This window comes from Methylophaga lonarensis MPL (genome assembly GCF_000349205.1).
Taxonomy (GTDB): Bacteria; Pseudomonadota; Gammaproteobacteria; order Nitrosococcales; family Methylophagaceae; genus Methylophaga; species Methylophaga lonarensis.
Window position 1 is genome coordinate 1 of the sequence record NZ_APHR01000047.1, and the last position, 13,864, is coordinate 13,864.

The 13,864-nt window shown below is 50.5% G+C and carries 12 protein-coding genes; 2 read left to right on the forward strand and 10 right to left on the reverse strand.

Going from position 1 to position 13,864, the window contains the following annotated elements:
• The 9 genes from tpiA to carA all read right to left on the reverse strand — a co-directional run.
• Positions 1–631, reverse strand: a 631-nt coding sequence (gene tpiA, locus MPL1_RS08840) for a triose-phosphate isomerase (RefSeq protein WP_009726783.1), incomplete at its 3' end; no start/stop codon positions are given.
• 108 nt (positions 632–739) lie between these two features.
• A complete protein-coding gene (glmM, locus tag MPL1_RS08845) occupies positions 740–2,089 on the reverse strand; it encodes a phosphoglucosamine mutase (protein WP_009726784.1) in 1,350 nt (449 codons plus the stop codon).
• The gene (folP, locus tag MPL1_RS08850) at positions 2,082–2,921 is read right to left on the reverse strand and encodes a dihydropteroate synthase (RefSeq protein ID WP_009726785.1); all 840 of its coding nucleotides are present in this window, start codon (positions 2,919–2,921) and stop codon (positions 2,082–2,084) included. Before folP ends, glmM begins: the two co-directional genes overlap by 8 nt.
• An 11-nt stretch (positions 2,922–2,932) precedes the next feature.
• Positions 2,933–4,834, reverse strand: a complete 1,902-nt coding sequence (ftsH, locus tag MPL1_RS08855; RefSeq protein WP_009726786.1) for an ATP-dependent zinc metalloprotease FtsH — start codon at positions 4,832–4,834, stop codon at positions 2,933–2,935.
• A gap of 44 nt (positions 4,835–4,878) precedes the next feature.
• Positions 4,879–5,496, reverse strand: a complete 618-nt coding sequence (rlmE, locus tag MPL1_RS08860) for a 23S rRNA (uridine(2552)-2'-O)-methyltransferase RlmE (RefSeq protein ID WP_009726787.1) — start codon at positions 5,494–5,496, stop codon at positions 4,879–4,881.
• Entirely contained in the window at positions 5,483–5,962 is a 480-nt protein-coding gene (locus MPL1_RS08865; protein WP_009726788.1) for a DUF4149 domain-containing protein, read from the reverse strand. Before MPL1_RS08865 ends, rlmE begins: the two co-directional genes overlap by 14 nt.
• Before the next feature lie 6 nt (positions 5,963–5,968).
• On the reverse strand, positions 5,969–6,445 hold the full coding sequence (gene greA / locus MPL1_RS08870; protein ID WP_009726789.1) for a transcription elongation factor GreA: 477 nt from the start codon (positions 6,443–6,445) through the stop codon (positions 5,969–5,971).
• Complete coding sequence (gene carB / locus MPL1_RS08875) at positions 6,445–9,663, reverse strand: carbamoyl-phosphate synthase large subunit (protein ID WP_009726790.1); 3,219 nt, start codon at positions 9,661–9,663, stop codon at positions 6,445–6,447. The genes greA and carB overlap by 1 nt, the downstream gene beginning before the upstream one ends.
• Positions 9,664–9,668: 5 nt before the next feature.
• Entirely contained in the window at positions 9,669–10,799 is a 1,131-nt protein-coding gene (gene carA / locus MPL1_RS08880) for a glutamine-hydrolyzing carbamoyl-phosphate synthase small subunit (RefSeq protein WP_009726791.1), read from the reverse strand.
• Between the two features lie 167 nt (positions 10,800–10,966).
• On the opposite strand from carA, the gene hemB reads away from it, so the two are divergent.
• Positions 10,967–11,983, forward strand: coding sequence for a porphobilinogen synthase (gene hemB / locus MPL1_RS08885; RefSeq protein WP_009726792.1), 1,017 nt, complete (start codon positions 10,967–10,969; stop codon positions 11,981–11,983).
• A 160-nt stretch (positions 11,984–12,143) separates the two neighbouring features.
• On the opposite strand, the gene MPL1_RS14160 is transcribed toward hemB, so the two are convergent.
• Entirely contained in the window at positions 12,144–12,530 is a 387-nt protein-coding gene (locus tag MPL1_RS14160) for a hypothetical protein (RefSeq protein ID WP_009726793.1), read from the reverse strand.
• Between the two features lie 339 nt (positions 12,531–12,869).
• Here MPL1_RS14160 and MPL1_RS08895 point away from each other — a divergent pair, with 339 nt between their 5' ends.
• Complete coding sequence (locus tag MPL1_RS08895; RefSeq protein ID WP_009726794.1) at positions 12,870–13,160, forward strand: GIY-YIG nuclease family protein; 291 nt, start codon at positions 12,870–12,872, stop codon at positions 13,158–13,160.
• Positions 13,161–13,864 lie beyond the last annotated feature (704 nt).

The following is a 13,864-nucleotide window of genomic DNA, read 5'->3' on the forward strand; positions in this document are numbered from 1 at the left end:
CTTTTACGCTGCCCCCGTAAAGTATTCTCAGCATTTCTGCGGTTTCGCGGTCATGTTTGGCGACTCGCTGGCGCATAAATGCGTGAACATCCTGTGCCCATTCCGGACTGGCTGTCTTACCCGTTCCAATTGCCCATACCGGCTCGTATGCCAATACTGCTTTTTGCAGAGTCTTGACGCCTTGATGGGCAATGACCGTGTCTAACAGCCTTGCCACCATTTCTTCGGTCCGGCCCAGCGCGTGTTCTTCAGGACTTTCACCAATGCAAATAATCGGTGTAATGCCAAATTTGACAGCAATTTCGTATTTCTCTGCAATGATGTGATCCAACACAAGCTGGTCAAGATTGAGTTCTGCATATAGACAGCGCCGTTCGGAGTGACCGATCAGCACATACTTGCAATCAAAGTCTCGCAACATTGCTGCAGAAATCTCACCGGTGTAGGCGCCCGATGCAAACTGCGAGAGATTCTGTGTTCCCCAGTTGATTCCGGTCCCGGTCAGCGCATGCTGTACCTGTTGCAGATAAACCGCAGGAGGAAACAAGGCGACTTCTGTTCCAGCAAAGCGCTCACGCTGCGCCAGAATACCTTCAAGCAACCGTTGATGACTGGCACTGGTGCCGTTCATTTTCCAGTTTCCAGCAACCAAGGGTTTACGCACAGGCAACCACTCTCATGAAAAAATGAAACACAAAGGGTACCGAGTCAGTTTTGATAAAGCAATTTGCTGGGCACATCAGTCTTGCTCGGCAATCTTTTCAATCAACTCAGCAAGCTGTTTTGCCAATTCGTTGATAAGTGTTGCATCACGGCCTTCAACCATTACTCTGATGACAGGTTCAGTACCTGATGGACGCAACAATATGCGCCCTTCATCAGCCAGTCTTGCCTCCGCAGCTTGCAAAGCTTCTGTAATGGCATTATTCGACTGCAGGTCAATCATCTTTTTGACTTTGACGTTAATCAGTCTTTGTGGATATTTGATCACTGCAGAGCGCAGTTCATGGAGGCTGTGTCCTGACTGCTGGATTTCGGCAAGCACTTGCAAAGCCGCAACAATGCCATCGCCTGTCGAGGTTTTGTCCAGACAGATAATATGGCCTGAGGCTTCTCCGCCAAGCAAGCCGTTTACCTGCTGCATTTTTTCGATAACGTAACGATCACCCACTTTGGCGCGATGCAGGTTAATGCCATATTTCTCCAGAGCGTGTTCAAGCCCCAGATTGGACATTTGAGTCCCTACAACGTCTGTCATAGGCTGTCCTGTCTTCTGCCGACTTCTGGCAATGATGAACAAGATCTCATCGCCATCGACAATTTCACCTTTGTGATCGACCATGATGATTCGATCACCATCACCATCCAGGGCAATACCAAGGTCAGCCTGATGCTCCAATACCGCCGCTTGCAACAATCTCGGCTCGGTTGAGCCACATTCCTGATTGATGTTGAAACCATCCGGCTCAGTGCCCATTTCAATTACTTCTGCACCGAGTTCAATAAACACTTCAGGTGCGATGTGATAGGTTGCGCCGTGCGCACAATCAACCACCAGTTTCAGGTGACTGAGATCGATACCTGCTGGAATGGTGCTTTTGCAAAACTCGATGTATCTACCGGGTGCGTCACCAATCCTGTGCGCTTTGCCTAATTGGGTTGAATCAACGGTTTGCAGTGGCTGATCGAGCATAGCTTCAATTTCAAGCTCGATCGCATCCGGCAACTTGGTACCGTTGGCAGAGAAGAATTTGATGCCATTGTCATGGTATGGGTTGTGTGAAGCGCTGATGACAATACCGGCCTGTGCATGAAAGGTTCGGGTCAAATAAGCGACAGCAGGCGTCGGCATAGGTCCGGTCAGGTAAATGTCCACACCAGCAGCGGATAAGCCAGCCTGAAGTGCTGACTCAAACATATAACCTGAAATCCGGGTGTCCTTGCCAATCAACACCTTGCTGTGGCGTTCCTTGGCTAAAACACGCCCTACAGCCCAACCCAGCTTGAGCACGAAGTCAGGGGCAACTGCACCTGAACCGACACGACCACGTATTCCATCCGTTCCAAAAAACTTTCTTTGTTCAGTCAAAATCTTCTACCTGCATGACGCTCTGACACAATTTTACTGCCTGGACGGTTTCTCTGACATCATGACTGCGAATGATCAACGCCCCCTGCCAGACCGCGAGACTTGCCAGTGCCAGACTACCAGCCAAACGCTGTTCAACTGGCAAATTCAAGGTGTCACCAATAATTGATTTGCGAGAAACCCCAACCAATAAGGGCAATGCCAGCGATTGAAATTCTGACAAGTGTTTCATCAACCTCAAGTTGTGACGTGCCCGTTTGCCAAAACCAAAGCCAGGGTCAAGAATAATGTTGTGGCGAGGTATTCCTGCAGCTTCACAAACTTCAACACGCTCGACAAGGAAGCTTTTCACCTCGGCGACCACATCTTTGTAACTCGGCTCATTTTGCATGGTTTGCGGTGTGCCCTGCATATGCATCAGGCAGACGGGTACCTGGCAACTGGCAGCAACCTCAACGGCATTATCGGTACGCAGTGCGTTGACATCATTGATAAGTCCAGCGCCGGCAGCAACGGCAGCCTGCATCACCGCTGGTTTATGTGTATCAATCGAGATAATGACATCCAGCTCACGGTGAATGGCCTCAATCGCCGGTAAAACACGATCAAGTTCCTGCTCTATGGATACTGGTTCAGATCCAGGCCGCGTTGATTCACCGCCGATATCAATGATAGCGGCGCCCGCTTGCAACATCGCCTCTGCTTGTTGCAAAGCCTTGTCCACACTGTTGAATTTGCCGCCATCAGAAAATGAGTCCGGCGTAACATTGAGAATGCCCATGACTTTGGGCGCCGACAAGTCAAGTGACTTGCCGGCACAATCGAGAAACATCTGTGATGAACCTAGTTCAGCTGATCGGCAGGTTTGCCAGTGACATTTGGCTCAGATTCGGCTTCGTTATCTTCGGCTGAAGGCGGCGTTGTTCTATCTGACCAGCCTTTCGGTTCGCCTGGATCACGGCCTTCCATGATAGCGTCGATTTGGTCGCTATCAATGGTTTCGTATTTGATCAACAACTCTGCCATTTTGTGCAGTTTGTCGATGTTTTCTTTCAGCAAACGTTCGGCCCGATCATAGTTACGCGTGATCAAAGTACGCACATCTTCATCGATTTGTTTAGCAGTCAAATCGGAAACGGCTTTGTGCTGAGTCACACTGCGCCCCAAAAAGACTTCGCCTTCCTCTTCACCATAGGACAGAGGCCCCATGTTGTCAGACAGACCCCACTTGGTCACCATGTTATGTGCCAGCTCAGTCGCCCGATGAATATCATTGGACGCGCCGGTAGTCACCGCTTCCTTGCCGAAGATCATTTCCTCGGCAATACGGCCGCCATATAGACTTGAAATCTGGCTTTCCAGTTGTTGCTTGCTGTAGCTGTATTTGTCTTCTGTCGGCAAGAACATGGTGACGCCAAGGGCTCGACCACGAGGAATGATACTCACCTTATAGACAGGATCGTGACCAGGTACCAGACGTCCGACAATGGCATGACCGGCTTCATGATAGGCAGTGAGTTTCTTTTCTTTGTCGTTCATTACCATCGAACGACGTTCTGCCCCCATCATGATTTTGTCTTTGGCCAACTCCATTTCTTTCATGGAAACCAGACGCTTGTTGGCACGCGCAGCAAACAACGCCGCTTCGTTAACCAGATTAGCGAGATCGGCACCTGAGAAACCCGGTGTGCCACGCGCAATCACGCTGGCATCAATATCATCACCGGCAGGTACTTTACGCAGATGCACATTGAGGATCTGCTCACGACCTTTGATGTCAGGCAGTGGCACAACTACCTGACGGTCAAAACGACCGGGACGCAGCAATGCTGGATCAAGCACATCAGGACGGTTGGTTGCAGCAATGACAATCACACCTTCATTGCCTTCGAAACCATCCATTTCCACCAGTAACTGGTTAAGTGTTTGTTCGCGTTCGTCATTACCACCGCCCAATCCGGCACCACGGTGACGACCAACGGCATCAATTTCATCGATGAAGATGATGCAAGGTGCATGCTTTTTGGCCTGCTCAAACATATCGCGAACCCGCGAAGCACCGACACCGACAAACATCTCGACAAAGTCAGACCCTGAGATAGTGAAAAACGGAACACGTGCTTCACCGGCAATCGCTTTGGCAAGCAGGGTTTTACCTGTACCGGGTGAACCCGCCATCAAAATACCGCGCGGAATGCGTCCGCCCAGTTTCTGGAACTTGCTTGGATCTCTCAAAAAATCGACCAGCTCTGCCACTTCTTCTTTGGCTTCTTCTACGCCGGCCACATCTTTAAAAGTGACTTTGACCTGATCTTCACTGAGCATGCGTGCTTTGCTTTTGCCAAAGGACATAGGGTTTTTGCCACCACCACCCTGCATCTGACGCATAAAGAAAATCCACACTGCAATCAACAGCAGCATCGGGAACCAGGAAATGAAGATTTGCATCAGCAAACCAGTTCTTTCAACCGGCTGTGCTGTGATGCTGACGCCGTTATCCAGCAAATCACCAATCAAACCGGGATCATAGTCAGGACTGAAGGTGGAAAATGCGCTGCCATCAGTCATCTTGCCGGTAATTTCCCGACCCTGAATATCAACGCTGGCTACGCCGCCTTCTTTGACACTACTGATGAATGATGAGTAATCAATTTCATTACTTCGACCTTGTTGTGGGCCAAAGTTGTTAAACACCGACATCAGCACCATGGCAATGACGACCCACAGGATTATATTCTTCATCATGTCACTCAATGTTTGTTACCTCTAGTCAGTATGTTGCCTTGCAACTACTTCAGCCCACGTCCCAGCAAATATACTTCACGACTGCGCGCTCTTGAAGCATCCGGTTTTCGTGTAACGACTTTTTTGAAATGCTCGCGCATCGCAGCGAAATAGGCATCAAAGCCTTCACCCTGGAAAACTTTGACAAGAAAATCACCCTGTTTACTTAAATGATTCAGCGCAAAATCCAATGCCAGCTCAACAAGGTACATGCTACCCGCCTGATCCACAGTACCCACACCAGACATATTGGGGGCCATATCCGATAATACAAGGTCAACTTGCTTGCCAGCCAAAACTGTTTCCAGTTGTTGCAATACTTCATCTTCTCGAAAATCACCTTCGATGAAGTGTACACCGGTCAGTGGTGTCATTGGCAGGATATCCAGCGCAACCACCGTACCGCTGTCTCCAACCTTATGCAGCGCGTAGTCTGACCAGCCACCAGGAGCTGAGCCCAAATCAACCACAGCCATACCGGGTCGGATCAGCTTGTCTTTTTGATCAATCTCTTCCAGCTTGAATGTCGCTCGAGACCGATAACCCTTCTGTTGCGCTTTTTTTACATAAGGATCATCGAAATGCTCCTTAAGCCAGTTTTGACTGGATTTACTTCGGGCCATCTTGGCTCTCTGATGGTAATTGATGTGTCTTGTCGGAGGTCATCACCAACAGCAATCCAAGAACCGAAAGCAGCAGGTACAGGTTTTCGCTGATCACATGCAGCCTGTCAAAACGCTGGCTGAGTTCAGTGTCAGCCTGAATCATCATCTGTCTGAGCTGTGCCATTTCTGGCAACAAATAAACCGTGAGAACCAGCGTGGTACTGACCATCAAGATAAGTATCCAAAAACGCCAGGAACCGGGGATAGTCGCTCGATCCAGCATAAGTTTGGTGGCGATCAGGATTGCGCCACAGAACAAACCCAGATAGCTGACCAGTTGAAACAGAATGGCAGCAAAGTCAGCCGCCGTGGCACTATCCAAAGTAGAGAATGCGACTGGAACTGCAAGAAAACCTATCGCCCAGAGACTGCCAACCCATAAGGTCAGCAGTAATCTCTCTCCGGCATACTCAGAGCGGCGCATCAGTGATTAACCGAGATAACGGATCGCAATGATTTCGTATTCAATATTGCCACCCGGTGCCTGCACGGTCGCCAGATCGTCCACTTCCTTGCCAATCAGTGCTCTGGCAATGGGCGAAGACACAGAAATACGGTTGAGTTTGATATCAGACTCGTAATCGCCAACGATTTGGTAAGTTACTTCTTCATCGGTATCGATATTGAGCAAGTCTACTGTGACACCAAACACAACACGCCCGTCTTGTGGCAGTGAAGTTGGATCAATCACCTGAGCATTGGCCAACGTTCCTTCAAGTTCCTGGATCCGACCTTCGATAAAGCTCTGTTGTTCACGCGCAGCGTGATACTCGGCATTCTCTTTGAGATCACCGTGGGCACGGGCTTCTGCGATATCGTTGACTACCTTAGGACGCTTGACTGTTTTCAGTTCATGCAGCTCTTGTTTAAGCGCTTCTGCTCCGCGATGCGTCATGGGTACCGGCATTATTTCAACTCTCCATGCAGTGACTGCAATCTGTTAACCGAGTCATTGTTTTGACTGTTCAGTGCCAACACTGTTGCTCTGGCTGCTGCCAAAGTTGTGGTGTAGTTGACCTGGTGCTGGAGGGCGGCACGACGAATCTCTCTGGAATCTGCAACTGCCTGCCGGCCTTCTGTGGTATTCACAATCAGGCTGATTTCATCATTTTTGATCATATCAACAATGTGCGGCTGACCTTCTGCTACCTTGTTGACTCGATCACAACTAACGCCAGATTCTTCCAGTACTTTTTGTGTACCACGCGTTGCCAGCAGTGAAAATCCAAGGCTGACCAGATCTTTGGCTATGGTTACCACCGCCACCTTATCAGCCTCTCGAACACTAATGAAAGCCTTGCCGCCTGTGGGCAGTTTTACTGAAGCTGCCAGCTGTGACTTGGCAAAGGCTTCACCGAAGCTTCGGCCAACGCCCATTACCTCACCGGTAGATTTCATCTCTGGCCCAAGGATTGGGTCAACGCCCTGGAACTTGATAAACGGAAATACCGCTTCTTTTACCGAATAATAAGCCGGTACAACTTCCTTGGTAACACCCTGCTCGACCAGTGGCATGCCTGCCATACAGCGAGCAGCAACTTTGGCCAATGGAATACCGATGGATTTGGAGACATAAGGGACAGTTCTGGAAGCACGAGGATTCACCTCCAGGATAAATACACGATCACCCTGAATGGCAAACTGGGTATTCATTAAACCAATTACGCCCAGTTCTCGCGCCATCTGACGCACCTGTTCACGCAGCTGATCCATAATCGCAGGACTCAGGCTATATGGCGGAATAGCACAAGCCGAGTCACCCGAGTGAACCCCGGCTTGTTCGATATGTTCCATGATGCCGCCAATCAGCACATCCTTGCCATCACAAATGGCATCGACGTCGACTTCAATGGCATCGTCAAGAAAGCGATCCAGCAACACCGGTGAATCATTGGACACCTGCACCGCGGTCAACATATAACGCTGCAGCTCTTCTTCGTTGTAGACGATTTCCATCGCACGGCCACCCAGCACGTACGAAGGTCTGACAACCAGTGGATAGCCGACTTCAGCTGCCAGGGAAACTGCCGTATCAATGGAGTGAGCAAGGCGATTAGGTGGTTGCAACAAGCCAAGTTTTTCGACCATTTGCTGGAATCGTTCACGATCTTCGGCGTGGTCAATGGCATCCGGCGAGGTACCGATGATGGGCACACCGGCTGCTTCCAGTGCGCGTGCCAGCTTGAGCGGTGTCTGACCACCAAATTGCACAATGACGCCTTTAGGCTGCTCAAGCGCAACAATCTCCAGTACGTCTTCCAGTGTCAGTGACTCAAAATACAGGCGGTCCGAAGTATCGTAGTCGGTCGAAACAGTCTCTGGATTACAGTTGACCATGATGGTTTCATAACCATCATCACGCAGCGCCAGCGCCGCATGTACGCAGCAATAATCAAACTCGATCCCTTGACCGATTCGGTTAGGGCCACCGCCCAAGATCATGATCTTGTCACGATTGCTTGGATTGGCTTCGCACTCTTGATCATAGGTTGAGTACATATATGCTGTCGTCGTCGAAAACTCTGCCGCGCAAGTGTCAACGCGTTTGTAGACAGGTCTGACATTCAGTGCATGACGGTGACTACGCACTTGTTTTTCTGTTTTATGCAGCAAGCGGGCAAGTCTCGAGTCAGAGAAGCCTTTTTGCTTGAGCTTGCGCATCTCAACGGCATCAATGTCCGACAGCGAGCGTTCTTTCAGCTCGTTTTCGATAGTGACCAGTTCCTCAATCTGAATCAGGAACCAGGGATCGATGTGTGTCAGTTGCTGAACCTCATCGAAACTCATGCCAAAACGCAGTGCATCAGCGACATACCAAAGGCGATCTGATCCAGGCAGTCGCAATTCACGACGCAAGGTCTCTGCCGCATTTTCATCAGCAAGATCCATAACTTCGGTCAGCCCGTCGCGATCGATTTCAAGACCTCTGAGTGCTTTCTGCAATGATTCCTGGAAGTTTCGACCAATGGCCATCACTTCTCCGACAGATTTCATTTGCGTGCTAAGGCGATTATCAGCCTGTGGGAATTTTTCAAAGGTGAAGCGAGGCACCTTGGTCACCACATAGTCGATGCTCGGCTCGAATGATGCCGGTGTCGCATTGCCGGTGATTTCGTTCTGCAACTCATCGAGCGTGTAGCCAACAGCGAGTTTGGCGGCGACTTTGGCAATCGGGAAGCCGGTCGCTTTGGAGGCCAGTGCCGATGAACGTGAAACACGCGGATTCATCTCGATGATGATCAAACGACCTGATTCCGGATTCACCGCAAACTGCACATTGGAACCGCCGGTATCCACACCAATTTCACGCAATACCGCCAGAGAGGCGTTACGCATGATTTGATATTCCTTGTCGGTCAGGGTTTGTGCTGGCGCCACGGTAATCGAGTCACCGGTGTGCACACCCATGGGATCGAGGTTTTCAATCGAGCAAATGATAATGGCGTTGTCCTTGCGGTCACGCACCACTTCCATTTCGTATTCTTTCCAGCCGATGATCGATTCTTCGATTAACAGCTCTTTAGTTGGGCTCAGGTACAAACCGCGCTGACAGATATCGATAAAGTCTTCACGATTGTAGGCAATACCACCGCCGCTGCCGCCCATGGTGAATGACGGACGGATAATCACCGGAAAACCGAATTTTTCCTGAACCGACAGCGCCTCTTCCAGTGAATGGGCAATGTCTGATTGCGGCATATCCAGACCGATCTTGCGCATCGCAGCACGGAACAGATCCCGATCTTCGGCTTTGTTGATGGCTTCGCTGTCTGCGCCAATCATTTCCACGCCGAATTTTTCCAGCACGCCGTGACGTTCCAAATCCAGTGCACAGTTCAGCGCTGTCTGGCCGCCCATGGTCGGCAAAATCGCATCCGGACGTTCAACTTCAATGACTTTGCTGACTGCCTGCCAGGTGACCGGCTCGATATAAGTCGCGTCGGCCATGTTGGGGTCAGTCATGATGGTCGCAGGGTTTGAGTTGACCAGAATTACGCGGTAACCCTCTTCCCGAAGCGCTTTACAGGCTTGGGCGCCTGAGTAATCAAACTCACAGGCCTGGCCGATGACGATCGGACCAGCACCGAGAATCAGAATGCTTTCAATATCAGTACGTTTTGCCATCTGGATTATTTACCTGTCGCGTGTTCGAGGAGGTCAATGAAGTGATCAAACAGAGGTGCGGCATCTTGCGGCCCTGGGCTGGCTTCCGGATGTCCTTGGAAGCTGAATGCCGGTTTGCTGACATGATGAATACCTTGCAAGGTGCCATCGAACAAAGAGCGATGAGTTGTTTGCAGGGTTTCTGGCAGACTGGCTTCGTCAACGGCAAAACCATGGTTCTGACTGGTAATCATCACCAGACCAGCGAGTAATTCCTGAACAGGATGGTTGGCACCGTGATGACCAAATTTCATCTTGACTGTTTTGGCACCACAGGCGAGCCCCAGCAACTGGTGCCCCAAGCAAATGCCAAAGATCGGCAAATCTTTTTCCAGAAAAGTCTGAATGGACTTGATTGCATAGTCGCATGGCTCAGGGTCACCCGGGCCATTGGAGAGAAAAATACCATCCGGATTCATGGCCAGCACTTCTTCAGCAGGTGTTTCTGCTGGCACCACTGTGAGCTTGCAACCACGTTCAACCAGCATCCGTAGAATATTTTTCTTGGCACCAAAGTCATACGCCACAACATGAAAACGCGGGGCAGCCGCTTGGCTCTGACCATCGATATGCCAGACACCCTGATCCCACTCGTAAGCGGTTTTGGTTGAGACCACCTTGGCCAAATCCATGCCTTTCAGGCCATCAAATGCTTTGGCTGCTGCAATCGCTGCGTCAACATCAATGTCGTCGCCAGCTACAATGCAGCCTTTCATCGCGCCTTTCTCACGCAACAGCCGCGTCAGGCTACGGGTATCAATACCGGCCAGACCGACAATATTGTGTCGCTCAAGGTAAACATCCAGCGCCTCTTCACTGCGCCAACTGCTGACCAGCGGCGACAGTTCACGAATAATCAGGCCGCTGGCAAATATCTGGTCCGATTCTTCGTCCTCGATATTTACACCAACGTTGCCGATATGAGGATAAGTCAGTGTGACAATCTGGCGGCAGTATGAGGGATCAGTCAAAATCTCCTGATAGCCCGTCATTGCGGTATTAAAAACGACTTCACCGACCGATTGACCCACCGCGCCAATCGATTCGCCGTGATAGACCGTGCCATCTTCAAGAGCAAGCAGCGCACCTGTTCGCAAGGGGAACCTCCACCAGATAGAAAGAATGGGGTTAGCGATACGTTCACCCCGGACAAATCCTGTTAATTTTATCGTAACCGGGCATATCGCGTCCACGGTAAACGATGACAAGTCACCAGTGCAGCGTTAGTATTGGGGCCAAAGCACTACAGTAATCAAGAGCATTCATGAGTCAGTATAACTTTATTTCCAGTCGTTTCCCGCAACATCGGCCAAGGCGTCTGCGCAAGGATGACTTCTCACGTCGACTGATCCGGGAAAATAATTTAACTGTGGATGACCTGATTTATCCCTGCTTTGTCCTGGAAGGCCACAACCAGCGACAAAGTGTTGCCTCCATGCCCGGCGTCGAAAGACTCAGCATCGACTTGTTACTCAAAGAAGCTGAACTCGTCCACTCACTGGGCATTCCGATGATGGCACTGTTTCCCGTGACACCCAGCGAAAAAAAATCATTGGATGCTGCTGAAGCGTTTAACCCGGACGGGCTTGCACAACAAGCAGTTCGTGCACTCAAGCGCGAATTCCCTGAATTAGGCGTCATGACAGATGTAGCGCTCGATCCATTCACAACACATGGTCAGGATGGCTTGATTGATGATCAGGGATACATCATCAACGACGAGACGGTTGCCGTGCTTATCAAACAAGCGCTATCACATGCTCAAGCCGGCGCTGATGTTGTCGCGCCTTCAGATATGATGGACGGACGCATTGGTGCAGTTCGTAATGCCTTGGAAATGCAGGGGTTTATTCACACCCGAATCATGGCCTACTCGGCAAAATACGCATCCAGTTTTTACGGACCCTTCCGCGATGCCGTCGGCAGTGCCGGCAATCTGGCTGGCGGCAACAAGTTCAGTTACCAAATGGATCCTGCCAACACTGACGAAGCGCTGCACGAAGTGGCACTGGATATTCAGGAAGGTGCGGATATGGTGATGGTGAAACCCGGGATGCCCTATCTTGATGTGCTTTATCGGGTTAAACAAACCTTTGGCAAACCCACCTTTGTCTATCAGGTCAGTGGTGAATACGCCATGCTCAAAGCCGCCATTCTCAATGGCTGGCTTACAGAAGAAGTAATCACCGAAAGCCTGCTGGCATTTAAACGTGCAGGGGCTGATGGCATCCTGACCTACTTTGCCAAGGATGTTGCCGAAAAACTCAAATCATCCGTTTGACTCTCATCACCGCGAGCCCCCCAACTTAATCCGTCATCGCGAGGCCACAGGCCGCGGCGATCCAGCTCCTGCCTTTCCGACCCGCACTGGATTGCTTCGCTATGCTCGCAATGACGGGTTTGTGGAAAACCCGCTTTTTTCCATCTATCGCATCTCCAGCTTAAACCGTCATCGCGAGGCCACAGGCCGTGACGATCCAGCTCCTGCCTTTCCGGCCCGCACTGGATTGCTTCGCTGTGCTCGCAATGACGGGTTTGTGGAAAAACGGATTTTTCCTTCTATCACATCTCCAGCTTAAACCGTCATCGCGAGGCCACAGGCCGCGGCGATCCAGCTCCTGCCTTTCCGACCCGCACTGGATTGCTTCGCTGTGCTCGCAATGACGGATTTGTGAGAAACCTGCTTTTTTCCATCTATCGCATCTCCAGCTTAAACCGTCATCGCGAGGCCACAGACCGTGGCGATCCGGCTCCTGCCTTTCCGACTTGCACTGGATTGCTTCGCTATGCTCGCAATGACGGATTTGTGGGAAACCTGCTTTTTTCATCTATCGCATCTCCACCTTAAACCTTCATCGCGAGGCCACAGGCCGTGGCGATCCAGCTCCTGCCTTTCCGACCTGCACTGGATTGCTTCGCTGTGCTCGCAATGACGGATTTGTGAGAAACCTGCTTTTTTCCATCTATCGCATTTCCACCTTAAACCGTCATCGTGAGGCCACGGGTCGTGGCGATCCTGTGCCTGCCTGTCAAACCCGCACTCCACGTTGTACGCAACGTCTGTAAGTAAAAGGCAAACAAAAACAATTTAATCATCATGATCCAGCCCCTTATCCTAAAATTCGATAAACTGAACAGAACTTTCATATGGATATGAGGTTACTCAAATGCAAAAACTGCCTTGCGTGTATATTCTTACCAACCGAAGGAACGGCACTCTCTATACAGGCGTAACGTCGAATCTGCCCCATCGTATCTGGCAACATAAAAACTCTGTGATTGACGGCTTTTCAAAACGATATGCAACGCATCAGCTTGTTTTCTATGAAACTCATGAGTCCATGGAATCAGCAATCCTTCGAGAGAAACAAATAAAATCCGGCTCGAGAAAGCGGAAGCTCGAACTGATTGAAGCATTTAATCCGAGGTGGGAGGATTTGTATAACTCGATTCTGTGACTGGCAATTAATCACCATTGGCAATGCGTCAGACATAATCCTCTTCGCCGTCATCGCGAAGCCAAAGGCTGTAACGATCAAGCTCCCACCTTTCCGACCTGCACTGGATTGCTTCGCTATGCTCGCAATGACGGGTTTGCCGGAAACCGCTTTTTTCCATTTATCGCATCTTCACCTTAAACCGTCATCGCGAGGCCACAGGCCATGGCGATCCAGCTCCTGCCTTTCCGATCCGCACTTGATTGCTTCGCTATGCTCGCAATGACGTATTTGCGGGAAACCTGTTTTTTCCATCTATCGCATCCCCACCTTAATCCGTCATCGCGAGGCCGCAGGCCGTGGCGATCCAGCTCCTGCCTGTCAAACCCGCACTGGATTGCTTCGCTGTGCTCGCAATGACGGATTTGTGGGGCAATTATCTTTGCGTCCACTGCACCGACAAATTAAACCGTCATCGCGAGGCCGCAGGCCGTGGCGATCCAGCTCCTGCCTTTCAGACCCGCACTTGATTGCTTCGCTATGCTCGCAATGACGGGTTTGCCGGAAACCGCTTTTTTCCATTTATCGCATCTTCACCTTAAACCGTCATCGCGAGGCCGCAGGCCGTGGCGATCCAGCTCCTGCCTTTCCGATCCGCACTTGATTGCTTCGCTATGCTCGCAATGACGGATTTCTGGGAAACCTGTTTTTTCCATCTATCGCGA